The sequence below is a fragment of the Bacillus carboniphilus genome (assembly GCF_039522365.1).
Classification (GTDB): Bacteria; Bacillota; Bacilli; order Bacillales; family JC228; genus Bacillus_BF; species Bacillus_BF carboniphilus.
Genome location: NZ_BAAADJ010000009.1, coordinates 18831 through 44471 on the forward strand (window position 1 = coordinate 18831; position 25641 = coordinate 44471).

Consider the following 25641-nt stretch of genomic DNA (forward strand, 5'->3'; position numbering starts at 1 on the left):
TGAAGAATAAGCTCATATGTTAATAGAGTTATTCACGTTCTTCCGACGCAATCTATTTTATTGTATTGGGAGGTTTTTTATTTATGGAGAAGTTTTACAAGGTTTTAAGATCGGGTTTTATTGTATCTGCTTTTGCTTTGACTTTGGGTACGGGACAAGCTCTCGCGGAGGAGCAGGAGACAGTTGATGAATCTCAAGCAATAGAAAGTGAAAGTTTAGAAACAACAGTTGAGGAGTCAACTCAAGAGGAAGAAACAACAGAGACTGCTCCTGTAGAGGAAGTTACGGAGCCTGAAAACACTGAAGGTACAGAGGAAGCTGAAACAGAAGAAACAACCGAAGAAGAGAGTGTAGAAGAACCTGCTCTTCTTCCAGATGATTTATTTTATTTTGTAAAAACATTGATGGAAAATGTTCAGCTTGCCCTAACGTTTGATGATGTTGAAGAAGCTGCATTGTTAGTTGAATTTGCTGAAGAGCGTATTAAAGAAGCGGAAGCCTTGTTAGCTCAAGGTGAAGAAGAGCTAGCGAATGAAACTTTACAACTGGCAATTGAACAACAAGAGCAAGCATTAGCTAAATATGAAGAGGCTGAAGCCACTGATGAGGAAGAAGCAACAGAAGAAAGTGAAACTGAAATAGAAGGCGAAGAGGCTGCATCAGAGGACGAAGAAGCGGAAGAAGTTGATCCGGTTCGGGCTGAACTTGAGGCTAAATTCTCCGCAAATATTGCAGCACTATCAGCGGCCTTTGAAAAAATCGAAAATCCTAAAGCAAAAGAGGCTTTAGAAAAGAATATTGCGAAAGCACAAGAGAAGCTAGAGAAAAAAATCAATAAGAAATTAGCAAAAATGGCAAAGAACGATTCTGAGACAGAGACAGAAGAAGCAACGGTTGATTCAGAGGTAGAAGATGTCGTTGAAGAATCAACTACAGAAGAAATAGACTTGGTGGAAGCTGAAGAAAGTGCTGAAGCGGTCGTCGAGGAAGAAGAAGCTACTGAAGATGATAAAGAAGTGGTAAAAGTGGAGAAGACATCTCCAAAGTCTGAAGAAAAGAAACAGGCTGCTCAAGAAAAAGCAGTAGAAAAGCAAAAAGCGGCTCAGGAAAAAGCTGAAGAAAAACAAAAGGCTGCTAAAGAAAAAGCAGCAGAGAAACAAATTGATACAGAGGAAAATGTCGAGGAAGAACAAAGTGATACTGAAGAAGAAGAAGCTGAAGAAGATGAGGAAGAAGAAAAAGTAGAGAAGAAGCAAGAAAAGGGCAGTAAAGGTCAGAGCCAAGAAAAAGGTAAAGGTAAATAGGGACAGAGGGGACAGGTTTTCTGTCCCACATAGTTACCTGTAAATGAAAAGGAGCAGTGGAGCTATCTACTGCTCCTTTTTATATTTTCTATCTAGAAAGTATAAAGTTTCTCCCCATAATGTACTCAGTTTCTGAAACCTCTTTAACAACTTCCAAATCAAACTTACCATAAAACCTAATGAGCTTTTGAATTCCATCTTGTGAGGTCTTGTCTTCCTCTTCAAAAGGAAAGGGGATTACAGCTAAGTAGTCTACTTTTAGTACTTGTAGAAACTTCATGATCTCTGATAGAGCTTCTGTCCCGTACCCCTTACCTCTGAAAGATTCATCTATTTGGATGCGGTCAAGAATGGCGATAAGGTCTATATAATCAGTCTTAGAAATGTCAGAAAGGTTGAAGACAATTTGAGATAAATCAGCAGAAGTATCATCAGTAGCTGAAAATATCGAGTTCCAGCTTTGTTCTGAAGTGTTAATTAAATAAAGTGTAGCAGAACCAATACTCGTTGTTTCATCAGTAAACATGTTAGTTAGCGTGACTTTTACATCGCAATATATAATAAACTCAGTCTCAACATCTAAGTTAGAATGAAAATCTACAGATACATAATAATCGTCCATAGTAAACACCCCAGTCCTCAAGTTATCCTAATGTTTAGTTTCCTGCCAATACTAGTTTTATATACCCTTGGGACAAGGGGACAGGTTTCCTGTCCCACTTTGATATAACCAACGGTTGTCCACAATTCGGAAGCAGAGATATACTCTAGCCTTCTACTCAACAAATAATGATATCACCCATTTTTAGAAAAATATTGAAATTGGAAAACAACTATGATAATTTTAAATTTAGAGACCGTTCGGTTTTAAAAGGGGAGGTGCGACCATGAGAAAAGGTGAGAAAACTAAACAGCAGATTATCATTATGGCTACTGACGTTTTTAATCAGAAGGGGTATTTTGGAACTTCACTCACTGATATTATGAACGCGACCGGTTTAAAAAAAGGGGGAATTTATAATCATTTTGAGAATAAAGAGGAGCTGGCCATTGCATCTTTTGACTACGCGATAGAGGTCATGACCCAAACATATGCCAATGCAATCAAAGGAAAGAAATCTGCGATTGACCAGTTAGTAGCGCTTTTTTCTATTTATGAAAATGTAATCGAAGATCCTCCATTAAAAGGAGGCTGCCCCATCCTAAACACCGCGGTAGAGAGCGACGATACGAATCCCGTTTTACGTGAAAAGGCTCAAGAGGCGATGTCGAAATGGCTAAGATTATTACAAGTAACGATTCGTAAAGGAATCAAGAGAAATGAGATTCGGCCAACTGTTAATATCGAATCCCTTTCCTCATTCATTACCTCTACCATCGAAGGGGCCGTTATGCTTAGTAAGCTATACAATACCAATATTTATATGAAGCATGCCATAAACAATTTAACAGAACACATTGATGGCTTACGTGTTCGTTAAATTTTTTTAGGTGAAAAACAGACCGTTTGGTTTTATTTTCCGAGCATGTTAGATTAAAGGAGTGGATATAAATGTTTTTTTCGCTGATAGCTTGTTTGATTATTCTTAGTTCATTTATAACTTTTGTTTGGATACTAACTGTGAAAAGTCAAACTCCCAAAAAAATCGTAGTTGATCGAACACCTGATGTCCCTTATGAGAATGTAACATTTAAGAGTGGTACAAATGGAGTGAAAGGGTGGTTCATTCCATCAAAAATAAGTGGTGGAAAAAGCCCTCTCATCATTATAATTCATGGCTGGGGATCTAACCGTTCGCGAATGAAGAGATATATAAAACCTCTCTATAGTGAGGGGTATTCCTTATTGCTTTTCGATGTAAGAAGTCATGGCGAAAGTGAAGATGTTAAAGCACCAACGGTTAAAATATTCAGGGAGGATGTGATTGCTGCGATTCAATATGCCAAATCAAGGAATGAAATTGACCCAAATAGGATTGGTATCCTAGCTCATTCCTTTGGTGGTTTAGGCAGCATCATAGCAAATCAAGAAGATCTAGGAATTCAAGCAGTAGTAGCAGATTCCATTCCTGTTCAATTCAGTACCATCATGAAGGCTGCTTTAAAAATGTATAAAATGCCCTATTATCCTTTAGGACCTATGATGATAAACATTATGTTTATAAGAGCAGGTATATCTAGAAACGAGTTAAAAGAATATGATGTTCCAAAAGCTCTGAGAAACAGAAAATCAGCCGTTTTTCTGGTCCACTCGAAAAAGGACGACTTTGTTCCTTCCACCGAGTTAGATTACATTGTAAGACAGGTAGATATCCCGCATATCTATGTGGAAAGTAAAGGGCACCGAAGCTCAGAAACCGACCCCAAATTTTGGAACCATGTCCTGCCATTCTTCCACAACCACCTGCATGGGACAGGGGGACAGGTTTCGTGTCCCACAAAAATGCCCCTTTAATGATGGGAAAAGGGAAGCTGGGGAATCATTCTCCCTGCTTCCAACTTCTAGCTTCTAAATGTTTGTAAAAGAAACAAACAATACTCCAATGGCCTCCTAACAGCCTCCCTATACGTACTCAACTCTCCCAATTTCATAAAAATCTCACGACCAGGCTTAGGATTGACCTCAATCAACCAACATCGACCATTGATTTCAACTCCTACATCAAGTCCAAGCTCTATCATTCTCCCAAACTGTTCTTCGACTGTCTGCGCTGTTGCATAAGCTAACCTCCGACAATCAGCCAAAATTGCTTGTGTTTTTTCTAGTGTGAAGCATTTCATCAATAAGTCCTGTGGTGGATTTGACTTCCCACCCCCATGTAGGTTAGAAGTGGCGGAGTGATGGCTCCCAACCCGCATCCCTGAACCAGTGATGTCCCATTCACCATTACCGTTCTTTTGAATGAGAATCCGCATATCAACAGCCCGATCCTTAATTAGGTTAAGGGATAGCCCTTGTTGAATGATATGTTTTCCTTTCGACAAGTGTTGTTCAAGAAACTTAGATAATGCAGTGAAAGAAGATTGCTTTGTATTAAAAATCTCTCGTACATGGTTCCGGCCGAGCACATAATATCCGTCCGTATCTTTAGATATCTTCATAATCCCTCTTCCACCAGTCCCGTTAACAGGCTTAACATACACAACAGAATCACTTTCCAGCATCTGAAGTAACTGAACCCTCGAATACAACACCGTTTTCGGAAGCCATTTGTGCAGTACCTCATTTTTCATCAGTGCACGATGAACCTTCCACTTGTTGCCCAACCGATTGTTCGCATAACTAAAACCGGATGCCTTCCTTAAAGCTACATACTCTTTAAAAGCGGGATCCGTCGTAAACCGAAACCGGTCTATCACAATGTCCGGCCGCATGAACCACTTGGATGCCCAGCTCCCATCTTCTTTTAGATAAACCCCAGATACTTGGTTCGAGCCAAAATCTACATCAGCAGGTGAGAAAAAATAAAGTATGACTCCTAAAGCTTGGCCTTCCAACCCCAACTGCCTAAAGTAAGCAGGCTCTTTAAAACGAAACCCATCTCTCCAAGTAAGGACCCCAATTATCGGTTTTCTCATGGAAACCTCCCTTTCAACCTTTTTATTAGGGTATTCAGGAGAGTTTTTTTTGCCCGGAGTGTACATTAGTTCCCATATTGGACTTTGTTATTATGAACTATAAACAATAAGGATATTATCACAAACGAAAATTATTTATTGAAAAACGATAAAAATCGTGATAAAATTCAAATGAATAATCAAGTGAGGTGCTTTTTATGAAACGAGGATCAACCCTCTTTTTAAAGTTATCTGTTTTTCTTATCGGAGCTCCAGTTCTTGCTTTATGTGTATTTGGAGTGCCTTGGTTAGTTAAACATCCAGTTAATCCAGACTTTGCCTATATCCTATATCCCATTATTATAGGTATGTATGCATCGGCAATACCGTTTTTCATTGCCTTGTATCAAGCATTTAAACTATTAAGCTATATTGACAAAAACCAAGCTTTCTCGGAGTTGTCGGTTAAAGCCCTAAAACATATTAAAGTTTGTGCAATCACAATCAGTGGTTTGTATACAGCCATTATGCCATTTGTTTTTTACTTGGCAGAGATAGACGATGCTCCAGGACTCATTATAATTGGTGGAATCCCGATTTTCGGTGCATTGGTCATTGCAGTCTTTGCGGCTGTCCTCCAAAGGCTTTTACAAGAAGCGATTAACATAAAATCAGAAAATGATTTAACGGTCTGAGGTGAAAACATGGCAATAATAATCAATATTGATGTAATGCTCGCAAAAAGGAAAATGAGTGTAACAGAACTTTCCGAGAGAGTTGGGATCACAATGGCGAATCTTTCTATATTAAAAAATGGAAAAGCCAAAGCCATTCGCTTATCCACTCTAGAAGCAATTTGTAAGGCTTTGGATTGCCAGCCGGGGGATCTTTTAGAATACAGAAGCGATGAAGAAGTACAAACATGATAAATCAAGAACTTAAAACAGTTTATATCTTATTAACGGATACAGATACAGTATTGTCTAGAATCATCAAATGGTTTACAAATGCCCCATATAATCATGTTTCAATCGTACTTGATGAAAAACTCGATGAGATGTATAGCTTTGGACGAAAATATCCGAGAAATCCGCTCATTGCGGGTTTTATCAAAGAGGATGTCTATTTCGGAACCTACCGCTATTTAGAAGATACAAGATGTCTCCTTACAAGGATGGAGGTTTCCTCAGAGGAGTTCGCTCGGATTCAAAAAGTTATTCAAAGTTTTGATCAACATAAAGATAAATATTCCTATAATCTGTTGGGACTTGTTGGGGTGGCTGTGCAACGACCAATTGACCAAAAGAATAAATATTTTTGTTCTCAATTTGTAGCAGAGGTTTTTGAAAAAAGCGGCCTGAATTTATGGGATCTTCCTCCTGCCCTTGTCACCCCTAATGACTTTTTAATGCATCCACGCTTTGACATTGTTTATGAAGGAAGTTTGTATGAATATCCTTTACTAAATCATGAGTTATTAACCAGACATACTATTGATATGTCCTATCCGTTTATGTATCCTTTTGAGCTTTTAAAGAAGAAATTACCGCTATAATTTTAAATTCATACCTAAAACGCAGAGGTGTAATCTTTGCGTTTTTTTCATGCATAAAAAGATGGATGATATTGTATCTAATACGTATCAGGGAATGTCCACAAAATAACATGAAGGTTCATTTCACATTAGGAGGATAATCATAAATGTTCTATCATGTTAAAGAACTTCAATATAATGCAAAACCGAGCCAGCCAGATCCAGTTTATGCAAAAAAGCTACAAGAAATTTTAGGGGGGCAATTTGGAGAAATTTCCGTCATGATGCAATACCTATTTCAAGGGTGGAATTGTCGAGCAGAAGGAAAATATCGTGACATGCTACTCGACATCGCAACAGAGGAAATTGCTCATGTGGAAATGATTGCAACCATGATTGCTCAATTGTTAGACGGAGCACCGGCTCATGACCAGGAACAAGCTGCAAAGGATCCAGCGGTGGAAGCAGTGCTAGGGGGAATGAATCCTCAACATGCAATTGTAAATGGACTAGGTGCGCAGCCGAATGACAGTGTAGGATACCCTTGGACAGCTCGTTACACCATCGCAAGCGGAAACTTACTTGCGGATTTTAGAGCTAACCTCAATGCAGAATCGCAAGGACGGCTTCAAGTATGTAGACTGTATGAGATGACTGCAGACCCAGGAGTTAGAGACATGCTTTCATTCCTAATTGCTCGAGATACTATGCACCAAAACCAATGGATGGCAGCGATAGAAGAACTAGAGCAAACGCAAGGTGCCATTGTACCAAGTACGTTTAACCAAGAATATGAGAAACAAGAAGTGTCTTACTCGTTCATGAACTTTTCACAAGGCGAAGAGAGCAGCACGGGAAGATGGGCAAGTGGACCAACTTTCGATGGGCAAGGTAACTTTGAATACATCCAAAATCCAGAAGCAATGGGGCAAAAACCACAGTTAAATCCAGGACCTAAATATATCCATGGAACCCCTCCACTTGACATGAGAATCCAACGCGGGGCAGGAAAGATGGAACCAACTTATAATAACGATCAACCGCTCCAATAAAGAAAAATCAATTAGAAAAGGGCAGTCAATTAAGCATTGATTGCTCTTTTCATTTATCTTCCTTTTAGGATGATATGGGTATTTATGGTAACATATAAGAAGGGGCGAAGAACTTGAACATATTTCTAGGAGTACTTCTCATTGTGTGGGGATCAATGGTACTTTATTCTTCCCTATTTAATTTAAAAAATAAAGAATATAAAGATAAAGGTGTTTTGGGGGTTAGTGGCTACATTGAGTTAGAGTTTTTATTAAAGTTATTAAATAAACTACCACTAGCACTTGTAAAAGCGGTTATTGTGATAATTGGCCTTACCTTTATAATTACTGGAATAGTGATCTTTTAAAGTCAAATACCCATGTAGAAAATAACCAAAAATTATGACAGCAGAAGAAGGGTTCGTATCAAAATGAAGAATAAACGCAATTTTTTAATAGGGTTGTTAACCGTAGTATTAGTGATATTGACTTCATGTGAAAATCCAGCAGACGATTCAAGTCCTACGTCGGACAACCAGGTACAAAAGAATGAATCAGCTCAAAACGCAAACGAGGAATCTCCAGAAAAGGTAGACACAATAGAAGAAGACATCTCAACAGAAGATAAAGAGAGTCTTAAAGAAGAATATCTTAAGAAATTAAATGAAACAAAAAGAGAATGGGATGAGATCAGAGAAAACTCAAAAGATGAAATCACATATGCTTTAAAAACAATAGAAGGTGACAGATACGACGTTTGGGATGGATTACTAAATGAAATCTATGGTGTCCTAAAGGAGCAGCTCACTCCAAAAGAAATGGACCAACTAAGAACAGAGCAACGTGAGTGGATAAAATACAGAGATCAATCTGCAAAAGAGGCTTCCTTAAAATATGAGGGCGGTACGCAGGAACATCTAGAATACGTTATCGTCCTAAACAATCTCACAGAAGAAAGATGCTTTGAACTAGTGGAAGAATATATGGAATAAGGGACACGGGGACAGGTTTACTGTCCCACATACCTCTAATAAAGAAACCCTTCCCCTTTACAAAGGAAAAGCAAAAGTTTAATAGAATACTAACTGGTATTAGAAAGTAAAAATCCCCATCGTAAAGAGCAGGGTATCACATAGAGGTGAAATGACATTGTTTATTCTAGAAAAATCATTACCCCAACATGTTTCAGTAGAAAAAAGTATTATCAATTCCGATCCTTATTTTAATATAGTCTCAAAAGGAAACATTTACGGAAGAGGAAATTCTAATAGAAATCAATAAGGCGTTAAAGGTTGGGGCAGAAAGGTTTATTGTGAAAGATGTAGCTGAACCGGTGGCTACGATTGAATATTTACTAGAAACCCCTGGTGATAAATGTACCTGGCTAGGACTTTTACAAATCAAAAAGGAATACCAGGGTAGAGGGTACGGAACCCGCATTTTAGGTCAGATTGAAGAAATCTTCAGAGGACAACAAGTGAAGAACTATAGAATTGGCGTCATTGCAGAAAATGAACCAGCCTTGAAGTTTTGGAAGAAACACGGTTTTCAGGAGGTTAAATCTGTAATCAATGAGGATGCGAAGGAGACTATCACTTTTGAGAAAAACTTAAGTGAGTTATAAAAAGAAGTCGTTCCAATTTGCTGTGGAACGACTTCACTTTATTTAAAGACCACTTTGCTGCGTAATCCAAGGTCTCATCCGAACAAAGATTAAGAAGAACACCACACTAATCATCATTCCTTTTAAAAGGTTAAAAGGAAAAATGGAAGCTACAATAAGCTTGCGGGTTTCCTCTGCACCCATCGCGGGGGCATTTAAAAACCAGGTATAAGCCGGTAAAATCACATAATAGTTTAAGATGCTCATGATGATTCCCATTGTGATGGTACCAGCCACTAGGGAAAACACCATTCCTTTACGAGTGCGCAATTTTTGATAAACATAGTAGGTCGGTAGAACAAATAGGATTCCGGCTAGGAAGTTAGCAATTTGACCAACTGGAACGCCTGTTGGACTGCCGATGAATAGATAATTCATCACGTTTTTTAAGAATTCCACAACGATTCCGGCAATCGGACCGAAAATCAGTGCTGCAATAAGTGCTGGGACATCGCTAAAGTCCACTAATAGAAATCCCGGAAATGGTGGTAGCGGGAAATTCAGCAGCATCAAGATAAACGAGATGCTGGATAGCATAGCAATAGTCACACTTACTTTAACCTTCGAATGTTTCATTTTTCCTCTCTCCTTTGCGATCCATCCACAACAGAAGAAAGGTTCAGCATGAAAAGCATGTGCCTGCTGAAAAATACAAAACCCCCAAGTATACATACTTGAGGGAGAGTGAACAGGCACGCAAAATAAACGTCCAAAACCACATTTTTTGAACGCATGCAGAACCTCCATCTTCTCCCATCCAGACTATACTGTCGGCTTTGGAATTACACCAAATCCTGCCCAAACTACAGGCTCGCGGGCTTAGAGAAAACTCATCACCGCCGGTCGGGAATTGCACCCAGCCCCGAAGATAGATCAAATCATTTAATTTTCATATCTATTATACTCAAAAATAAGCTCCCATGAGAACTATTTTCAAATCATGACTTCTTGGCATTTCAATGAGGATTTCTCCATGTAGTGGGACAGTAAACCTGTCCCCTTGTCCCTAGGCTTCTAGCCAGTGTTGCGACCATTTTTCGGTTTCGCGCATGATGGGTTCAAGGGCCTTTCCTTTTTCAGTTAAGGAGTACTCTATTCGTACTGGAGTCTCTGGGAAGACTTCGCGTTTTACAAGACCCTCGTTTTCAAGTTCCTTTAATCGATCCGATAGAACTCTACCACTTACACCAATGGATGATTCTATATTGCAAAACCTCTGTGGACCAGATAGAAGCTGGTAAATAATTAAACCTGTCCATCTTTGGCTCAAAAAACCCATTGCTTTTTCAAATCTAGGACAAATCGTCTTATCCATTTCAATCAACTCCTTACTTATATTATAAACTGGTGTAAGAAATAATTGCATTACTTTTTTTAAATAAGTGACTTGACTACATTAAATTATAATATTATACTAACTTACATAAAGTAACCAACTGACAAATTGTTCAGTTATCACAAGGAGGTAACCATATGAATTTTCATCGTGAACCGATTACTTTTGTAGGTCAAGTAGACCTAAAGGTACAGAATATAGAACGCTCTATCGCTTTTTATAAAGAAGTCATTGGCTTCAAGGTTTTAGAACAAACGTCTAAGTCCGCTACATTTAGTGCGGATGGAAAAACCGCATTATTAACAGTAGAACAACCAGAGAATGTAGTCCCAAAGCAAGGGAAGACAACGGGGTTATATCACTATGCACTACTTCTGCCAAAGCGAACAGATTTAGCTAAGATTGTTCAGCATTTTGTAGAAATTGGATTACGGTTCGGTTCCTCAGATCATCTGGTAAGTGAAGCTCTTTATCTAAACGACCCAGATGGAAATGGAATTGAAATATATATAGACCGGGACCCTTCTGAATGGAATTGGAATAATGGGGAAGTAGAAATGACAGTCGACCCATTGAATTTCCCAGACCTCCTATCTGTAGGAAAACAGCAGTCATGGAAAGGGCTGCCGGCTAACACGGTCATGGGACACATCCACTTGCACGTATCGGAATTAAAAAAGACAGAGGAGTTTTATTCCAAAGGACTCGGATTTGAAGTCGTCAATCGATTCGGTTCTCAGGCACTCTTTATTTCTGATGGCAAATACCATCATCATATTGGCTTAAATACTTGGAATGGCGTAGGGGCACCAGCACCTTCTCCTAATAGTGTTGGACTAAAGTCATTTACCCTAATGCTTTCAAGTGAGGAAAAGAAAAATAAAGTTGTGGCCCAGTTGAATGAAATTGGTGCATCCGTTACAGAAGAAAATGGTTCTATCGTTACGACAGATCCTTCAGGAAACCGGATTCGCTTACTAGTCCAAAGCTAGCTGGAGGCTAAACATGACTATGAGTGAAAAAGAGAACATCAAAAAGCCAGGAATTGAGATTGGTATTTATACACTCGGAGATATTGGGGCGAATTGAATCTACTAAATTAGTAATAAATTAGGATGGTGTAAATAATGGGATTTATCAATAAATTATTTGGAAAATCAGATCAGGAGGAAGTAACCATGACAAATGAAAAGTTAAACATAGGGATTATTTTAGGAAGTACACGTCAAGGAAGAGTAAGTCCACAAGTGGGAGAATGGGTAAAAGGAATTGCGGATCAACGTGGAGATGCAAACTATGAAATTGTCGATATTGCAGACTTTCAATTACCGTTCTTAGGAACAACAGATGGTACTGAACCAGGGATTGCAGCTTGGAATGAAAAATTAGCGAATTTAGATGGATTCGTATTCATCGTTCAAGAGTACAACCACAGCATAACAGGTGCGTTAAAAAACGCGATCGACTTTGCGCGTGAAGTTTGGTACAACAAAGCAGCTGGTATTGTAAGCTATGGTTCAACAGGTGGAGCACGTGCTGCTGAACATCTTCGAGGAATCCTTGCAGAGCAAAAAGTGGCAGATGTTCGAACACATCCAACACTAAGTTTATTTACCGATTTTGCAAATGGAACTGAATTCACACCACAGGACCTACATGTGGACAACGTGAACACTATGCTTGAGGAAGTTGTTTCATGGAGCGGTGCATTAAAAACATTAAGATAAAAACAAATAAGAAAGAAAAATTTCACAATCAAAACAATTACAGAGGAGAAAAAATAATGGTTCAAAAATATGAAGTAAGTTTATTGATTATTCGTGTAGTCCTAGGAATAACATTCTTAGTCCATGGAATTGCTAAATTACAAATGGGTCTTGGAAATGTAGCAGGCTGGTTCGAAAGTATTGGAATTATGAGCTTCTTAGGTTATGTTGTGGCTTACATCGAACTTCTTGGCGGAATTGCCCTAATCATAGGAATTGGAACAAGAATAGTTTCAGCACTAATTGCTTTTGTCATGATCGGTGCTATTTTCACATCAAAACTATCCATCGGTTTCATCGGTGCAGAAGCAGCAGGCTATGAACTAGACGTAGCATTACTGGCAATGGCAGCAGTCCTAGTCATCAGTGGAAGCAAACTACTATCACTAGATCAAAAACTGCAAGGTGGGACAGGGGGACAGGTTTAGTGTCCCACTGTGCTCATAGTTAGACAACAGTTCCCTTATTAAAGTTTAAACCGACCTTCATTTATTAGTAAGGTCGGTTTTCTTTGTCATTTAAGCATCAAAGAATGGATAGAAGTTAATTTTGTGATACTAAATTAAAAGAGGTAGTCATTTTGAAATTCCTATCTAGCTATCCTTTTTCCTAATCTCTTCCACAACCTCATTCGCAAAATGCCCAAGACTCCCCTCAGAGTAACTGCGAATCACTTCCGGAGCCAGAGAGGTTAAGGCTCTTTTTACATAATCAGGTGAAAACCCTCTTCTAGTAAATTCATTTTCAATATCAACAGCAGCTTGAACAGCTAAATAGGTTGCTAACTTGTTCACTTCCGTCAAACGACTTTCCTGGTCGACCTTAATCTGCCCGAGATGGCTATAAAGTTCTTCAACCTGAGAAGGTAAGGTCTCCTCGGTAATGAATAACCCATTCCCATGTTCCATCAAATCTCGAGAGTGTCCCATATATTTCACACCCAAGACATGAAGGGCTGGAAACTTTCCTTTCACCTCATTTGTATCCAAAGCAGTGGCCATATTGATGAAAATAGTATCCGGATTTTCTTTTGCAACAATTCCAGAAATAAAAGGGATGACCTCTTGGGCAGGTAATGCTAAAACGAGTATATCTACCTGCAATAATTCAGATTCTGTCAAGAAATATCCATTCGGAAAACCTTCCAAAAACGCCTGTACCTTTATCTTGGATGGGTGATATATGCCGATTTTCACATGATTGTTGTACCAATGCGTCATCATCGCCGCACCTAACTTACCAATCCCGACTAATCCTACTCTCATCTCTTTCATGAAGAAACACCTCGTTTCAAACCGTTTTAATCATTTTAACAAATGGCTAGGGACAGGAGGGACAGGTTTTGATGTCCCGCAGGGGGAGTGCTTACACATGTTTAAACTGTTATTAAATACCTTTAATTCATCTTTTTATATAAAAAATAATATTCTATTGGGGTACAACACCCATTTGAACTGTCTATTTGATAAATATTTCTCCACATCCTTAGATCAGCCCTCTTGCTTCAAAGTACAATCTATATCATTGTATTGAGAGTGTTTTTTAGGAAAACCTATTGTTAGCGAAAATTCCATTCGAAGGGGAGATGTTAATGGAGTCAATATGGTTAGAGTATGCTTGGACCCTGTTAATTCTTATCGGGCTAGAAGGATTGTTATCAGCTGACAATGCCCTTGTGCTCGCGGTTATTGCCAAGCATTTACCCGAAGAACAGAAAAAAAGAGCGATTAATTACGGAATCATTATGGCCTTTGCTTTTAGATTTGGTGCTCTTTTTGCCATTTCTTTTATTGCGAATGTCTGGCAGATACAAGCGATAGGAGCTGCCTATCTACTTTACCTAGGATTAAAGCATGTGATTCAGGCACGGTTCGGGAAAGAAAATAAGAATATTCATAAGGACGATGAAAAGGAGGCGGCTGGTAAGGGTTTCTGGCCAACAGTAGGGAAAATTGCATTAGCCGACCTCGCTTTTGCTATTGACTCAATTCTGGCTGCAGTTGCACTTGCACTTGGACTTCCAGATTCACCGCTAGAGGATTTCGGTGGTATGGATGGAGGGCAGTTTATTGTAGTTCTCCTAGGAGGTATTGCAGGTCTTATCTTAATTAAGTTTGCAGCTACATGGTTTGTGCAGCTTCTAGAAAAACGTCCAGCATTGGAAACAACGGCATATGCAATTGTTGCTTGGGTAGGTGTCAAACTCGCGGTCATTACCCTTGCCCATGAGGATATTGGTGTATTAGATCATCATTTTCCACACAGTACAGCTTGGACCCTAATCTTCTATGGAGTACTAGTAAGTATTGCTTTAATCGGCTGGTTTGCACCAACCAAAAAATCAAAATAGGGACCAGGGGACAGGTTTCGGTATCCCACCAAATGAAAACGGGAGAGAACCTGTCCCTTTTGGATTATTTATTACTTTTGCTCTTTTGCAACCTCATTTGCAAAGTGTCCAAGAACTCCTTCAGAGTAACTTCAAATCACTTCTGGTGCAATAGAGGTTAAAGCTCTCGTTAAGTATTCAGGCGAAAACTGCTTACTATCACATTCATTTTCAATCCTGATATCATTTTGATTCCAATGAGTCATCATTGCAGTACCTAATTTGCCGATTCCTACTAACCCTTCTTTCGGTTGTTTCATGATATGCACCTCGTTTCAAACAAAGTTTCCTTGCAATAATTTTATCAAAAGTTCAAGAATTACTTCCTAACAATTGCCTATGTCCCCTTCAATTGGTACATTACCCTTATCAAGTAAAAAGTGAAAAAGGAGATATTATGATTAACAAAATTGGAAAAATCACTGTATATGTCCAAGATCAAGAACAAGCAAAAGACTTCTGGCTAAATAAAATGGGCTTTGTCCTTAAATTTGAACAACAGATGGGACCCAATGCTAAATGGATTGAAGTGGGACCTAGTGAAGATGAATTTACAACCTTAATCCTATATTCAAAGTCACTTATGGAAAAACAAAATCCTTCCGCAGTTGCGCACCCGTCTATTCTATTCAGCACAACCGATATTGAATCGGCCTATGAAAAAATGAAGCAAAATGGGGTTGAGGTAGAGGAAATGATGAGAATGCCGTATGGTACCATGTTTAAGTTCAATGACCAGGATGGCAATTCATTCATGTTACGAGAAGATAAATAAAGAAAAGGTGCCAGATCCAAAATAGGGGCTTGCACCTTCTTACTTTTACATATTCACGTTCTTATTGGTTACGATATTTTGACAGGCTTTCAGAGTCAGAATGTTAATCATAAACAACAGAACACCAACGACGACCATAATGGAACCGAGGATAATCCCAATTGTGAATCCAGGATTTCGTGTCAAAATCTCAATGAACAATGCTCCCTGCATCACAGGAACACCGAGATTATGTAGCCAGAAATGGCCTTTTGCTAGCTTCGTTTCCGCAGCAGTTGGATAAATCGAATAAATAACCCCAAAGATTGCCATCGATACCCAGCCTAGTAAGTTTAAGTGTGCATGAACAGATGTATATGAAAAATCTTGAATAATTCCCATCGTTAGGCCAAGGCAGACTGCAATAAAAAAATAGACCACTGCAATTTTCAAAAAGCGAATTCCCATTCTTTTCACCTCCCTATTTAGAATTTTCACACGATAATCATATGGTAGGACTTGCGGTATTGTCTATCCTTTTTTGGTAACTTTTTACTAAATATAAAAAAGAATTAGGAGGATAGGTCTATAAAACTAGAAGAAATCATCCATTTAGGGTTTTAAATAAGTTGAAAATCTCTTTTGAATGACATTTAAGAGTTACTTAAGAATTACCTAATAGTTCGTTAAGCTTTATTCCTTATGATTGTTTTCGAAGGTTAACCAAGACCACTTCTTGAACCAAAATAGAAATCATCATAGGGGAGTTTTAATAATGAAGAAAAATGTAGGATATGTATCAGCACTATCTCATCTTTGGATTCAGTGGATCATGTTAGGGAGCATCTTATTGGATACGTTCATGGTGTACCCGAACATCTTCCATGACATCCCGAATTCCTTTGAACTTGGAATGGAATTTATGGCAGTGGCTAGTCCACACACCTATTTCCCACCTTTGGGAGCAGCGAGTATTTTAACCGGGGTTCTAGCACTCATTTTAACGTGGAAAGTAAAGTCAGCCCGTTATTGGATCTTAATGAGCATACTAATGATCGTTTTAGAAGGAGCATCATCCATGATATTTGAATGGCCACGAAATGAAATCATGTTTATTGAAGGTACCGCCATTCATTCAGTTGAATTCCTAAAACAAACAGCACAAGAATTCTTAATCGTTCACGGATTCCGAGTCGCGTTTAATATAATAGGTTCCATCCTAATGTTCGTAGGATTTTTAAAGATTTATAGGGACAGGGGGACAGGTTTACTGTCCCACCAGGGGTAGTTAGTCTAACCTCAACAAGATAATAGACTAGTACCCCCAAGCGTCAATAAATAATAGTTTACTAGGATTCTGCCTCTTTTTAGCCATTACTAGACAACCACCTTTCCAAATTTGTTTGACATGAATAAGGTATTATAAGCAAATTTAGAAAGGAAGTGTGATGATGGCGAAAAAGCGAAATAGAAACGGAAATAAAAACGGAAATAGTAATGGTAATAGAATTAGCCCAGAGCAGCATAGAAGACTGTGTCAGGAATTTGCTAGAATCCTAGATTCCACCCCAGTCGTTATCAACGGAGTATGTACCGCTGTTCGTTCTAGAGAAAACATTCGTCCAACGGTATTAGGACGTGAAGCTGAGTCCTTCATGTTCGTCCCACAAGCTTTTTCATTTGAAAATATCGACAGTCAGGGGAGAGCCTTTAATTTAGGAGAAACAGTAATTCTACAAGATGAAATCAATCCTTTTATCTCCGTTCTAAGAAGAAATGGAATTCTTGTTACAGCTATCCATAACCACTGGTTGTTTGATGATCCTCGCCTCTTTTATGTTCATTGGGAATCGATTGATCGACCGCTAGACTTTGCAAGAAAAACGAGAGAAGCCCTCGATGTACTTACTGATAAAAATGTAGGAACAAGATCGAGAGGAGGTAGGATGTGGGGAAGACCTAACTCAGATAATGGAAGAGCAGCAGAACTTTGCGATCAATTTCATCGGATCCTGGGTGGAGATCAATCCTTTGAAGATGGTGTATGTATGGTCATGCAACCTCGAAACGACATCCGCCCAACAGTTCTAGGTAGACAAGCTAGATCGTTCCTACTCGTTCCACAAATGTTTGCATTCGAATCCTTATCCCGTGACGGCACAGCTTTATGTAGTGGAGAAACTGTTCTACTCGAAGAAGAATTCAATCCACTAGCTACCCAACTACGTAGACGAGGTATCAAAATTACAGCCTTCCACAACCATTGGCTATTCGACGATCCAAAGCTCATGTACATTCACTTTGTAAAGATTGATGATCCCATTCAGTTTGCATTGGATGTGAGGGATTCGTTGAGGGGTTTAGGTGGGACAAGGGGACAGGTTCGCCGTCCCACCCAAGGGAAACGGTAGATGACAATTTAATAAATATCCAAATAAATAACCTCACAACCAAATACAGATTGTGAGGTTTATTTTTCATTTACCCTTTCACTGAAGCCGTCTCATGTATTGGCGGATACAGCTTTCGACCAACCAATGATTGTATGATTAAGAAGACGCCACCAACCGCCCAGTACAATGGAAGAGCTGCAGGCGCATTAAGTGAAATCACCACAATAATGATAGGTGAAATCATTCCCATCAGTTTCATTTGCTTTCTTTGCTCTTCAGGTAAAGTGGATTGCGTAACCTTAGCTTGGAGGAAGTATACAATTCCTGCAATCGCTGTAATCCAAATGTCAGGCTGTCCTAAGTTGAACCAAAGAAACGTATGGGTTGCAATTTCATGGGAACTTCGAATGGCATAATAGAATCCCATCAGAATCGGCATTTGGATTAAAATCGGTAAACATCCCATATTCAAAGGATTGACTCCATGTTTTTGATACAATCCCATTATTTGTTGTTGAAGCTTTAATTGTTCTTCTTTCGTTTCAGCCTTTTTTATCTTTTCTTGAATGTCTTGCATTTCAGGCTTTAACTGCTCCATTTTCACTTTCATCTGCTGCTGTTTTTTATATTGCTTCAACATCAGCGGAAGTAAGATAAGTCGAATCAAAATGGTAATCGCAATGATAGCAAAACCGTAGTTTTCACCAAAAATCCCTGCGGTACCATGAATGGCTTGAGTAAATGGATTAACAAAAACACTATAAAAAAAACCATCTCCACCCTCACTCGTTTGTTGACATGCTGTGAGAGTAATGGTGCTCAGTAAAAAAAATGTAAACAAAATAATCCTTTTTGTCATTCTCAAATCAATTTCCTCCTATTATTTTTTTTATTAAAAATAAAGGGAAGAAATAGAGCCTTCAGCATCCTGATCGGAGAATTGATATTTTTTCGCTGATTTATAAAGCCAAATAATAACGGGCTTTACAATGAGCAACGTATTCAATTGGGAAGTCAAGCCACTTTGCTTTACGCTCTGATAGGAAAGCGAAGGGGAATCCACAACTGTATATTCATTTCCAATATATAATAGACATACAAGAACAAAACTAAGCAAAATCCCCGTGTATACCATATAAAAAGTAGAAAAACTTGAAAAATCAAGAATTAACTCAACCAAATAAAACACCTCATAACCATACCACTTCTACCTAAACTATAACCTTTATTTGCAAGTGGGACAAGGGGACAGGTTTGCTGTCCCACAAGAGAAGGTCATGTGACAGAATTTGAACGGTCTTTGAGTGGTTTATAAAAGCTGAAAGGTTTATTATAGATAAAAATACAGCTCGTTCATTTTAGTATTACTAGTTTTATTAAAGTCCAAGGGAGGGAGATCAATGGAGAGTGTGATTAGGGGAGGGAGAGCTGGAGTAAAAGGTATTACTTTTTATAGTGACTCGTTTAAATCTAGAGCGACCAGAAAGAAAACGGGTGAGATTGCCACCACCATAAAAAGGATTGAACATTCAAAACTGCAAAAGATTTCTCTAGTTGCCAATAAGATACCCCTAGTTAGGGGGCTTTGGCTTTTCGTAGACATTTTAGTTCAAGCGTGGAAGATCTACTTGGCTCTTTTGAGTCTGAATCTATTCTTCTGGGTATTTTTTACTTCAAACCGTACCGAAACAACTATCTTTGAGACATACATAAACGAATTCTTTTATGATGTTAAAGTTCATTTTGGCGTAATTTTATGTTTTCTATTGCTCTACGGAATTTTTATTAAGGTTTCGCCGTTAGGGAAGTATCATGCTGCTGAACACATGGTGGACAACGCATTCGAAAAAACAGGAGATTGTGAGTTACATAATGTTACGCAGGCATCGAGAATTCATGAGAGCTGTGGTACCAATTTTGTGGTATTCTTATTGATTTTCTATTTTATCTTCTTTCTAATCGTTGATCATTATTATCTTGTGGTAGTTCTATCAGTTATGTTTGGATACGAGGTATATAAAATCGATTCCAAGTGGCTGCTACCTTTGTTAAAACCATTTTATTGGATAGGTGCTTTGTTTCAATATGTATTATTTACATCAGTTCCAAAAAGAGAACATATTGAAGTGGCAGTTGCGTCTTATAAATTGTTATTAGAAAGTGAAGGAAAACATTAGTAGGAGGGATTGCTCATTCGGAGCGTCTTACCCTTTATAAGTCTTGGTGCCTGACCCCCAATTCGGTAATGTGTTAACGCCAAGGGGGCAGGCACTTTTCATAGGAATAATAGTTTTACATGCGTTTATAAACGATGCTTCATCCAAACATTCGGCTCAACGTACAACCCAAAATCCGATTCACTATCAATCAAAATCGGCACAAGAGCACCCGGTATCACATACTGCCCGGAATCAGGAAAAGCCATCTCCATCCATTTCTCCCAATCCGAAACGGTTCCTTTAATCATCATAGATTCATGGGCGACCGATAAAATGCTAGCCCCTGTTCGCCAATGAATACGAAGCCAAGGGTCAAACGGTTCTCCATCTTTCGTTTTCCAATAAGCATATTGCTCCATAGGAATCAGTGGATATTTGTGTTTTAACGATGGCCTAACAGGAGCAACCATATGCTCAAAGTTATTATTTTTAACGAGTTCTTTCATTTTTCTAACCATAATATCACTGATACTTTTTCCGCGATAAGAAGGGTCCACCACAATGGCAATAGCCGAAACCGTGTTTGGAATTATCCCTTTCTCGTTTTCCTTCACAGCACGTCTGAGCACATCATCCCATCCACCGGGGAGGTCATCGATTGATCCATCCCAGTGAAAACTAACAGCGTTCCCGCATGCTACAATATTCTCTTCTAAATCCAGAAGTAAGAACTGCAAATGAGGAAATAGCTTCGGTAAGTAACCAAAGTATTGATTCGCTACTTCATCCTGTAACATAAATTTAGACCAACCAGCCGCATGTAATTCAAAAATTTTATCTGTTAAATCAGGTCTTTCCGCTAAAGTGACCGTGATGTATTCAATAGTCTTCATTATATAATCCTCCCAAAATATTACTTTTTTCCTAATATTTCGGGGTTCCTACAATGAGAAGAATCATAGGAATCCATCCCTTCGATATAGTTTATTTCATATTATCAGTACTTCTATGAAATGGGAATCCTGTAAAAAAGAGGGCAGGACTCCAGCTTTTGAAGTTCTGCCCCCAGCTTATTCGTATTACACACTCTCCGCTTTATCTTCTTCAGCCCGACCCAATACCTCACTCTTATCCGGAATAAAAAACCCCTTATTCTTCAAAATAAACCAAACCGCCAAGGCAAACGACAACACATCCGCCACCGGAAACGCCAACCATACGCCTGTGACGCCAAAAATCAGAGGCAAAGTCAACAGCAACGGAATCATAAACAGCACCTGACGCGACATCGAAAGTACAAGTGCCGCCCGCGCCCTACCTAACGCTTGGAATACACCACCCGTTACCATCTGTACCCCAATTAAAAGAGCTAATGAGAACATAATCCGAAGAGCTACGACTCCCATTTCGATCGTTACTGGATCATTCGTAAAAATAAACAAAATCTGCTTCGGAAAAATCATGATGAAGATAAATGTAAAAGCGGCCAAAGCAGTGGAGGCTTTCATCGCAAGCATAATCGTTGCACTTACACGCTGGGGCTGTTTCGCCCCGTAATTGTACCCCACAATCGGTAGAAGTCCCTGAACAATTCCAAACATCGGCATCAGCGTAAACATGATGACCCGATGCACAATCCCAAACACCGCGACACCAACTACACCACCAAACTGAATCAGCATGTGATTGGCGATGATGAACATAATACTCCCGGACACTTGCCGGGTAAAAGCTGACGAACCAATCGCCAAGATTTGTTTAATCAACGAAAGGTTCGGTCTCAAATAGCGGACTCGAAACGTTAAACTACTTTTCCCCGTAACAAAATAAGCCACTAAATACACAACCGTTATAGCCTGCGAAATGACCGTAGCACCGGCTGCACCTTGCATACCCCAACCAAATCCGAAAATAAAAATCGGCGTCAAAATCATATTCAAACCAGCTGAAATAATCATCGTCAACATCGCCACTTTGGCATTTCCCTCTGAACGGATAATGTTGTTCATCGTAAACCCAAATGCAAAAAAGATGGTTCCGTACAGAATGATCCCCAAATAATCACTAGCATAAGGCAAAATCGTCTCATCGGCCCCAAACAATAACAGAATCGGCTCTAGAAAGCTAATTCCGGAGATCGCCCCAATTAAACTCACAAGAAAAACAATGCCTACAACATTCCCAAATACTCGATTCGCGTCTTCCGTTTTTTGTGCCCCTAACATCCTAGAAATAACGGAAGCTCCTCCAATCCCAACAGCCCCGGCAACCGCCATCAATATCAGTTGAACTGGAAACGAGACAGAAGCCGCTGCAACGCCTACAGTCCCCACACTTCTTGAAATAAAAATCGTATCAACCACGTTATAAAGCGCCATTACAAACATCCCGACCATAGCTGGGATGGATAGTTTCGCTAACAGCTTAGGTATGGGCTCCTTGCCCAAACGTTCGCTTTGTTCCTTCAATTGAATGTCCCCCTTAAAATTCTTCCCCTGAAATTTTCTCTATGTAACCCCATCCGTTGTTTCTTTTATTCTATCTTTATATGAGTTGTGACTGCAACTTCTCCGGGCCATCAATAAAGGCCCTTGAGCAGAGTATAGCACCGGCATTAACATTTACTATCTATTTAAATCAATTACACAAAATAATTTATAAGCCCAAGTAATGGACCTAACCCGCAAGAAGCGAATATGTCCCATTTGGAAGTAGAAGGAGAGTCAAACGGGACAGTAGAGTGCGAACGTGTCCCGTTTGGAAGTAGAAGGAGAGTCAAACGGGACAGCAGAGTGCGAACGTGTCCCGTTTGGTAATAGAAGCCGAGTCAAACTGGACAGCAGAGTGCGAACGTGTCCCGATTGGTAATAGAAGCCGAGTCAAACGGGACAGCAGAGTGCGAACGTGTCCCGTTTGGAAGTAGAAGGGGAGTCAAACGGGACAGCAAGAGGGTAACAACCTGCAAGTAATAATTTTTGTAACTAATATTGAAAGAGTGTTCGGATATGAATCTAATACCACCCCCAAAAATACAATAACGTTTTAATGAGCAGTGGTTCAGACACTTTATTAGGAATCAAAAAAAGCCCTACCTATCCGATAATAAAGATTGGGGAACTCAAAGTTGAATTATAGGCAAAAATATAAACCCCACAGGAGGAAATCATGGTACGCTTTTTAATCCTTATGATAATAGTTGGAACCTTCATCACAGCTGCGGTCTTATACTTCGATCAGACATCAACTACTGTCACAAAAAATAAAGAAAGACTATCAATCGATGAAATGACAACGGAAGAACTTATGACCCATCTCACAGACGATCGGGATGACTACCAAACATACGGAGACTTTATCGAGGAAAATATGAGAATGGTAGATTTCAGTATGGAACAATTGATGATTGCACTGATGGCATCTCAGAACTCCAATACTGGAAAAATAAATCCTGATTTTGCAGACAGGTACGAGGGAGGAATCAACACATCCAAGGCCTATATAAAGGCAGCGAGAGACTTAAAAAAAGTACCTCCGTTAGCTGGCGACATACACGATACATATCTTCAAGCATTAGATGAGTTTGAACAGGCTATTGATTTAGTGCAATCCAAGAAAGAATTTTCGCTGGTAAGCGCAAAGTACAATGCTGGAATGGACTACATAGAAGAAACAAACAACAAAATGGCAGAGCTCGAGAGCTTCGCCTATAACTTGATGGTAAATGGGGGCGCTACTCAAGGCACTGACGAGACGTCTGAGGAAAACCTTGATGCCAATAACGGGGAAGAGACCTACGAGGAAGACTCTAGTTCTAATGCATCGGAAGAGGAAGAAGTATCCGTAGATGTAAATATAGACATTGAGAGCGATCCAAGTGCAACAGGTATTCTCTCTTACTTTCCACTTGAAGTCGGCTACAACTACAACTTTGCGTATGCAGTCGACGGTGTAGGAGAAGCCATCAAGATTATCGGTAAACACGGTAATAAGTATCTAGCATATGGAAGCCAAAGTGGGATGCTCGCATTCTATCGCGTTTATGAAATCCAGGATAATGATATATTCATAAACTTTACGGCGACAGAAGGTGGAGAGCTCTATAACTTTATTGAGGAACAAAGTGCTTCCAATGATTTCTCTTTTCTAGATCAATTTAAAACAGATCCTAATTATCAAGGAATCCCATACTTAACATGGCCACTAGAAAAGGGAAAAACATTTGGAAGTGCAGAAGTAATAGATGTGGGTAAAATTATTGAGATTGACGGGGACGCCTATGAAACAATCATTATTCGTTATGATGGAGAAAACAATAATTACACTGATTATTACCTTGCCAAAGGGTATGGGCTTGTTAGATGTGTATTCTTGCTCTCTGGCATGAGTGAAGAACCAATGGTTGTTGACTATGCAAAATTTTAATGTAGTCTCATAGTTTTATAGATTTAGAAGGTATCGTTATCCTATAAATAATGCCAAAACAATAGAAAATTTGGTAACGGCCTTTTGATGTGTAAACGTAACTGGGGCTGTTACCAACATAGGAGTTTTGATTTGAACAAGAAGAAAAAATTAAAGCAAGCATGCATTATCATTGTTTTTTTCCTTTTAATAGGATTAGTTTTTCCTACATGGACACCAGACATAAAAGGAGCTAATAGTATTAGCACGCTGGAGCAAATCGAAATAAATGGAACTAAACTGGAAGTTATGATAAGAGGGAATGACCAAACAAATCCAATTATTATATTTGTTCATGGTGGTCCTGGTTGTTCAGAGATACCTTACGTAAGGAAGTACCAAGATTTACTGGAAAAGGATTTTACAATTGTACATTATGATCAGCGAGGGAGTGGGAAGTCATATCATTTCTTTGAGGATTATTCAAAGCTAACAACTGATGTGCATGTCCAAAATCTTATAGAATTAACGGACTCTATCAAAAATAGGCTTGGACAAGAAAAAGTACTTTTAATTGGTCATTCATTTGGAACCTATATAGCTATGAAAGCTGCAAGTAAAGAACCTAAGGCGTTTTCCGCATATATTGGAATTGGCCAAGTTTCCGATATGATTCAAAGTGAAATAGATAGCTACAATTACACAATCAATCAGGCAAAATTGGCTGGAAATACAAATGACTTAAAAAAACTCGAGGGTCTTAAGAACAGAATATTCAACGGAGATGAGCTAACCCCAAGAAATTTAATCCGAAAATATGGTGGAGCTGCAAGACAAATAAACGATAATATGGATTATTTTTTGGGGTTTCTAGTTAACCCTGAGTATAATTTACTCGACGTAATTCGCTATATGAAAGGAGTTTCACTCTCACAGAATATTTTGATACCAGAAGAAAAGAAGCAGAACATAACAGATCTAGTGAATCGGCTTGATTTACCTGTTTTTTTTTGTCATGGGTAAATACGATTATATGACTTCAGTAAACATTGCAGAGACATACTTTCATCAGCTGGATGCACCTTTGAAGGAATTTGTAATATTTGAAAAATCTGCCCATTATCCACAATTTGAGCAAGAAGAGCTATTCGCAGAGTGGTTAAATAAAATGTGGGGAGACATTTCTGAATAGGGACAGGCACCCTGTCCCAGTTTTTTTAGTATTAAATTCAGGAATCGCACTCAAAAAGTCAAGTCCATAATATTGTGTAAAATTGATTACAAGTATCAACCAGCTTTGTATTGGTAATGTGTATGATTTTGATTTGGTTTGGAAGGGGCCCCTTCCAAACC

Annotated in this window: 30 protein-coding genes, 1 pseudogene and 1 riboswitch; of the genes and pseudogenes, 20 read left to right on the top strand and 11 right to left on the bottom strand. The window is 39.0% G+C overall.

The window, feature by feature from the left end; translation table 11 throughout:
- Window positions 1–83 precede the first annotated feature (83 nt).
- On the top strand, window positions 84–1304 hold the full coding sequence (locus ABDZ91_RS04905; RefSeq protein WP_343796856.1) for a DUF5667 domain-containing protein: 1221 nt from the start codon (window positions 84–86) through the stop codon (window positions 1302–1304).
- An 88-nt stretch (window positions 1305–1392) separates the two neighbouring features.
- On the opposite strand, the gene ABDZ91_RS04910 is transcribed toward ABDZ91_RS04905, so the two are convergent.
- A complete protein-coding gene (locus tag ABDZ91_RS04910; RefSeq protein WP_343796857.1) occupies window positions 1393–1926 on the bottom strand; it encodes a GNAT family N-acetyltransferase in 534 nt (177 codons plus the stop codon).
- A 265-nt stretch (window positions 1927–2191) separates the two neighbouring features.
- Between ABDZ91_RS04910 and ABDZ91_RS04915 the strand changes: the two genes are divergently transcribed.
- Both ABDZ91_RS04915 and ABDZ91_RS04920 read left to right on the top strand, forming a co-directional pair.
- Window positions 2192–2785, top strand: coding sequence for a TetR/AcrR family transcriptional regulator (locus tag ABDZ91_RS04915; protein ID WP_343796858.1), 594 nt, complete (start codon window positions 2192–2194; stop codon window positions 2783–2785).
- Window positions 2786–2925: 140 nt separating this feature from the next.
- The gene (locus ABDZ91_RS04920) at window positions 2926–3759 is read left to right on the top strand and encodes an alpha/beta hydrolase (RefSeq protein WP_343796860.1); all 834 of its coding nucleotides are present in this window, start codon (window positions 2926–2928) and stop codon (window positions 3757–3759) included.
- Between the two features lie 47 nt (window positions 3760–3806).
- On the opposite strand, the gene ABDZ91_RS04925 is transcribed toward ABDZ91_RS04920, so the two are convergent.
- Complete coding sequence (locus ABDZ91_RS04925) at window positions 3807–4883, bottom strand: YheC/YheD family endospore coat-associated protein (protein ID WP_343796861.1); 1077 nt, start codon at window positions 4881–4883, stop codon at window positions 3807–3809.
- Between the two features lie 197 nt (window positions 4884–5080).
- Here ABDZ91_RS04925 and ABDZ91_RS04930 point away from each other — a divergent pair, with 197 nt between their 5' ends.
- The 7 genes from ABDZ91_RS04930 (at window position 5081) to ABDZ91_RS04960 (ending at window position 9051) form a co-directional block, all read left to right on the top strand.
- Window positions 5081–5557, top strand: coding sequence for a DUF2975 domain-containing protein (locus tag ABDZ91_RS04930; protein WP_343796863.1), 477 nt, complete (start codon window positions 5081–5083; stop codon window positions 5555–5557).
- A 9-nt stretch (window positions 5558–5566) separates the two neighbouring features.
- Window positions 5567–5788, top strand: coding sequence for a helix-turn-helix domain-containing protein (locus tag ABDZ91_RS04935; protein ID WP_343796864.1), 222 nt, complete (start codon window positions 5567–5569; stop codon window positions 5786–5788).
- A complete protein-coding gene (locus tag ABDZ91_RS04940) occupies window positions 5785–6417 on the top strand; it encodes a hypothetical protein (protein WP_343796865.1) in 633 nt (210 codons plus the stop codon). Before ABDZ91_RS04935 ends, ABDZ91_RS04940 begins: the two co-directional genes overlap by 4 nt.
- Before the next feature lie 146 nt (window positions 6418–6563).
- Window positions 6564–7448 (top strand): manganese catalase, encoded by an 885-nt coding sequence (locus ABDZ91_RS04945; RefSeq protein WP_343796867.1) that lies wholly within the window; start codon window positions 6564–6566, stop codon window positions 7446–7448.
- Window positions 7449–7561: 113 nt separating this feature from the next.
- Window positions 7562–7795, top strand: coding sequence for a hypothetical protein (locus ABDZ91_RS04950; protein ID WP_343796868.1), 234 nt, complete (start codon window positions 7562–7564; stop codon window positions 7793–7795).
- Between the two features lie 63 nt (window positions 7796–7858).
- Window positions 7859–8419, top strand: coding sequence for a lysozyme inhibitor LprI family protein (locus ABDZ91_RS04955; protein ID WP_343796870.1), 561 nt, complete (start codon window positions 7859–7861; stop codon window positions 8417–8419).
- A 281-nt stretch (window positions 8420–8700) separates the two neighbouring features.
- A complete protein-coding gene (locus ABDZ91_RS04960) occupies window positions 8701–9051 on the top strand; it encodes a GNAT family N-acetyltransferase (protein WP_343796904.1) in 351 nt (116 codons plus the stop codon).
- 42 nt (window positions 9052–9093) lie between these two features.
- Here the strand turns inward: ABDZ91_RS04960 and ABDZ91_RS04965 are convergent, their stop codons facing one another.
- Window positions 9094–9666 carry an ECF transporter S component gene (locus ABDZ91_RS04965; RefSeq protein WP_343796872.1) on the bottom strand — a complete coding sequence of 191 codons (573 nt, stop codon included), beginning with the start codon at window positions 9664–9666 and terminating at the stop codon, window positions 9094–9096.
- Between the two features lie 165 nt (window positions 9667–9831).
- Window positions 9832–9964: riboswitch (FMN riboswitch) on the bottom strand.
- A 132-nt stretch (window positions 9965–10096) separates the two neighbouring features.
- The gene (locus ABDZ91_RS04970; protein WP_343796874.1) at window positions 10097–10405 is read right to left on the bottom strand and encodes a winged helix-turn-helix transcriptional regulator; all 309 of its coding nucleotides are present in this window, start codon (window positions 10403–10405) and stop codon (window positions 10097–10099) included.
- A 158-nt stretch (window positions 10406–10563) separates the two neighbouring features.
- On the opposite strand from ABDZ91_RS04970, the gene ABDZ91_RS04975 reads away from it, so the two are divergent.
- From ABDZ91_RS04975 to ABDZ91_RS04985, 3 genes are all read left to right on the top strand, one after another.
- Window positions 10564–11418 carry a VOC family protein gene (locus tag ABDZ91_RS04975; RefSeq protein ID WP_343796876.1) on the top strand — a complete coding sequence of 285 codons (855 nt, stop codon included), beginning with the start codon at window positions 10564–10566 and terminating at the stop codon, window positions 11416–11418.
- Window positions 11419–11553: 135 nt separating this feature from the next.
- The gene (locus ABDZ91_RS04980) at window positions 11554–12153 is read left to right on the top strand and encodes an NADPH-dependent FMN reductase (RefSeq protein WP_343796878.1); all 600 of its coding nucleotides are present in this window, start codon (window positions 11554–11556) and stop codon (window positions 12151–12153) included.
- Window positions 12154–12209: 56 nt separating this feature from the next.
- Window positions 12210–12620, top strand: a complete 411-nt coding sequence (locus ABDZ91_RS04985) for a DoxX family protein (RefSeq protein ID WP_343796880.1) — start codon at window positions 12210–12212, stop codon at window positions 12618–12620.
- 165 nt (window positions 12621–12785) lie between these two features.
- Here the strand turns inward: ABDZ91_RS04985 and ABDZ91_RS04990 are convergent, their stop codons facing one another.
- On the bottom strand, window positions 12786–13466 hold the full coding sequence (locus ABDZ91_RS04990; protein ID WP_343796882.1) for an NAD(P)-binding domain-containing protein: 681 nt from the start codon (window positions 13464–13466) through the stop codon (window positions 12786–12788).
- 317 nt (window positions 13467–13783) lie between these two features.
- Between ABDZ91_RS04990 and ABDZ91_RS04995 the strand changes: the two genes are divergently transcribed.
- A complete protein-coding gene (locus ABDZ91_RS04995; RefSeq protein WP_343796884.1) occupies window positions 13784–14542 on the top strand; it encodes a TerC family protein in 759 nt (252 codons plus the stop codon).
- A gap of 131 nt (window positions 14543–14673) precedes the next feature.
- On the opposite strand, the gene ABDZ91_RS05000 is transcribed toward ABDZ91_RS04995, so the two are convergent.
- Window positions 14674–14841 carry a hypothetical protein gene (locus ABDZ91_RS05000; protein WP_343796886.1) on the bottom strand — a complete coding sequence of 56 codons (168 nt, stop codon included), beginning with the start codon at window positions 14839–14841 and terminating at the stop codon, window positions 14674–14676.
- A 137-nt stretch (window positions 14842–14978) separates the two neighbouring features.
- Here ABDZ91_RS05000 and ABDZ91_RS05005 point away from each other — a divergent pair, with 137 nt between their 5' ends.
- A complete protein-coding gene (locus ABDZ91_RS05005) occupies window positions 14979–15356 on the top strand; it encodes a VOC family protein (protein ID WP_343796888.1) in 378 nt (125 codons plus the stop codon).
- Window positions 15357–15401: 45 nt separating this feature from the next.
- Here ABDZ91_RS05005 and ABDZ91_RS05010 read toward each other — a convergent pair whose 3' ends face one another.
- Complete coding sequence (locus ABDZ91_RS05010) at window positions 15402–15803, bottom strand: cytochrome-c oxidase (RefSeq protein ID WP_343796890.1); 402 nt, start codon at window positions 15801–15803, stop codon at window positions 15402–15404.
- Between the two features lie 307 nt (window positions 15804–16110).
- Here ABDZ91_RS05010 and ABDZ91_RS05015 point away from each other — a divergent pair, with 307 nt between their 5' ends.
- Both ABDZ91_RS05015 and ABDZ91_RS05020 read left to right on the top strand, forming a co-directional pair.
- Window positions 16111–16623 (top strand): hypothetical protein, encoded by a 513-nt coding sequence (locus ABDZ91_RS05015; protein ID WP_343796892.1) that lies wholly within the window; start codon window positions 16111–16113, stop codon window positions 16621–16623.
- 163 nt (window positions 16624–16786) lie between these two features.
- The gene (locus tag ABDZ91_RS05020) at window positions 16787–17746 is read left to right on the top strand and encodes a DUF1259 domain-containing protein (RefSeq protein WP_343796894.1); all 960 of its coding nucleotides are present in this window, start codon (window positions 16787–16789) and stop codon (window positions 17744–17746) included.
- A gap of 70 nt (window positions 17747–17816) precedes the next feature.
- Here the strand turns inward: ABDZ91_RS05020 and yidC are convergent, their stop codons facing one another.
- Window positions 17817–18587 carry a membrane protein insertase YidC gene (gene yidC / locus ABDZ91_RS05025; RefSeq protein ID WP_343796906.1) on the bottom strand — a complete coding sequence of 257 codons (771 nt, stop codon included), beginning with the start codon at window positions 18585–18587 and terminating at the stop codon, window positions 17817–17819.
- 33 nt (window positions 18588–18620) lie between these two features.
- Window positions 18621–18908, bottom strand: a complete 288-nt coding sequence (locus ABDZ91_RS05030) for a hypothetical protein (RefSeq protein ID WP_343796896.1) — start codon at window positions 18906–18908, stop codon at window positions 18621–18623.
- Between the two features lie 220 nt (window positions 18909–19128).
- Here ABDZ91_RS05030 and ABDZ91_RS05035 point away from each other — a divergent pair, with 220 nt between their 5' ends.
- A complete protein-coding gene (locus tag ABDZ91_RS05035) occupies window positions 19129–19905 on the top strand; it encodes a DUF1385 domain-containing protein (RefSeq protein WP_343796897.1) in 777 nt (258 codons plus the stop codon).
- 125 nt (window positions 19906–20030) lie between these two features.
- Here the strand turns inward: ABDZ91_RS05035 and ABDZ91_RS05040 are convergent, their stop codons facing one another.
- A complete protein-coding gene (locus ABDZ91_RS05040; protein ID WP_343796898.1) occupies window positions 20031–20780 on the bottom strand; it encodes a GNAT family N-acetyltransferase in 750 nt (249 codons plus the stop codon).
- A gap of 186 nt (window positions 20781–20966) precedes the next feature.
- Window positions 20967–22355 carry an MATE family efflux transporter gene (locus ABDZ91_RS05045; protein ID WP_343796900.1) on the bottom strand — a complete coding sequence of 463 codons (1389 nt, stop codon included), beginning with the start codon at window positions 22353–22355 and terminating at the stop codon, window positions 20967–20969.
- Window positions 22356–23052: 697 nt separating this feature from the next.
- Between ABDZ91_RS05045 and ABDZ91_RS05050 the strand changes: the two genes are divergently transcribed.
- Together ABDZ91_RS05050 and ABDZ91_RS05055 are read left to right on the top strand one after the other, a co-directional pair.
- Complete coding sequence (locus tag ABDZ91_RS05050) at window positions 23053–24309, top strand: hypothetical protein (protein WP_343796902.1); 1257 nt, start codon at window positions 23053–23055, stop codon at window positions 24307–24309.
- An 87-nt stretch (window positions 24310–24396) separates the two neighbouring features.
- Window positions 24397–25480: pseudogene (locus ABDZ91_RS05055) on the top strand (alpha/beta fold hydrolase).
- Window positions 25481–25641: the final 161 nt, after the last annotated feature.

Bases quoted from the DNA above. Each gene is read 5' to 3' on its own strand.
- ABDZ91_RS04905 (WP_343796856.1), top strand. From the start codon at position 84: ATGGAGAAGTTTTACAAGGTTTTAAGATCGGGTTTTATTGTATCTGCT.
- ABDZ91_RS04910 (WP_343796857.1), bottom strand. From the start codon at position 1,926: ATGGACGATTATTATGTATCTGTAGATTTTCATTCTAACTTAGATGTT.
- ABDZ91_RS04915 (WP_343796858.1), top strand. From the start codon at position 2,192: ATGAGAAAAGGTGAGAAAACTAAACAGCAGATTATCATTATGGCTACT.
- ABDZ91_RS04925 (WP_343796861.1), bottom strand. From the start codon at position 4,883: ATGAGAAAACCGATAATTGGGGTCCTTACTTGGAGAGATGGGTTTCGT.
- ABDZ91_RS04930 (WP_343796863.1), top strand. From the start codon at position 5,081: ATGAAACGAGGATCAACCCTCTTTTTAAAGTTATCTGTTTTTCTTATC.
- ABDZ91_RS04935 (WP_343796864.1), top strand. From the start codon at position 5,567: ATGGCAATAATAATCAATATTGATGTAATGCTCGCAAAAAGGAAAATG.
- ABDZ91_RS04940 (WP_343796865.1), top strand. From the start codon at position 5,785: ATGATAAATCAAGAACTTAAAACAGTTTATATCTTATTAACGGATACA.
- ABDZ91_RS04945 (WP_343796867.1), top strand. From the start codon at position 6,564: ATGTTCTATCATGTTAAAGAACTTCAATATAATGCAAAACCGAGCCAG.
- ABDZ91_RS04955 (WP_343796870.1), top strand. From the start codon at position 7,859: ATGAAGAATAAACGCAATTTTTTAATAGGGTTGTTAACCGTAGTATTA.
- ABDZ91_RS04965 (WP_343796872.1), bottom strand. From the start codon at position 9,666: ATGAAACATTCGAAGGTTAAAGTAAGTGTGACTATTGCTATGCTATCC.
- ABDZ91_RS04970 (WP_343796874.1), bottom strand. From the start codon at position 10,405: ATGGATAAGACGATTTGTCCTAGATTTGAAAAAGCAATGGGTTTTTTG.
- ABDZ91_RS04975 (WP_343796876.1), top strand. From the start codon at position 10,564: ATGAATTTTCATCGTGAACCGATTACTTTTGTAGGTCAAGTAGACCTA.
- ABDZ91_RS04980 (WP_343796878.1), top strand. From the start codon at position 11,554: ATGGGATTTATCAATAAATTATTTGGAAAATCAGATCAGGAGGAAGTA.
- ABDZ91_RS04985 (WP_343796880.1), top strand. From the start codon at position 12,210: ATGGTTCAAAAATATGAAGTAAGTTTATTGATTATTCGTGTAGTCCTA.
- ABDZ91_RS04990 (WP_343796882.1), bottom strand. From the start codon at position 13,466: ATGAAAGAGATGAGAGTAGGATTAGTCGGGATTGGTAAGTTAGGTGCG.
- ABDZ91_RS04995 (WP_343796884.1), top strand. From the start codon at position 13,784: ATGGAGTCAATATGGTTAGAGTATGCTTGGACCCTGTTAATTCTTATC.
- ABDZ91_RS05000 (WP_343796886.1), bottom strand. From the start codon at position 14,841: ATGAAACAACCGAAAGAAGGGTTAGTAGGAATCGGCAAATTAGGTACT.
- ABDZ91_RS05005 (WP_343796888.1), top strand. From the start codon at position 14,979: ATGATTAACAAAATTGGAAAAATCACTGTATATGTCCAAGATCAAGAA.
- ABDZ91_RS05010 (WP_343796890.1), bottom strand. From the start codon at position 15,803: ATGGGAATTCGCTTTTTGAAAATTGCAGTGGTCTATTTTTTTATTGCA.
- ABDZ91_RS05015 (WP_343796892.1), top strand. From the start codon at position 16,111: ATGAAGAAAAATGTAGGATATGTATCAGCACTATCTCATCTTTGGATT.
- ABDZ91_RS05020 (WP_343796894.1), top strand. From the start codon at position 16,787: ATGGCGAAAAAGCGAAATAGAAACGGAAATAAAAACGGAAATAGTAAT.
- yidC (WP_343796906.1), bottom strand. From the start codon at position 18,587: ATGACAAAAAGGATTATTTTGTTTACATTTTTTTTACTGAGCACCATT.
- ABDZ91_RS05035 (WP_343796897.1), top strand. From the start codon at position 19,129: ATGGAGAGTGTGATTAGGGGAGGGAGAGCTGGAGTAAAAGGTATTACT.
- ABDZ91_RS05040 (WP_343796898.1), bottom strand. From the start codon at position 20,780: ATGAAGACTATTGAATACATCACGGTCACTTTAGCGGAAAGACCTGAT.
- ABDZ91_RS05050 (WP_343796902.1), top strand. From the start codon at position 23,053: ATGGTACGCTTTTTAATCCTTATGATAATAGTTGGAACCTTCATCACA.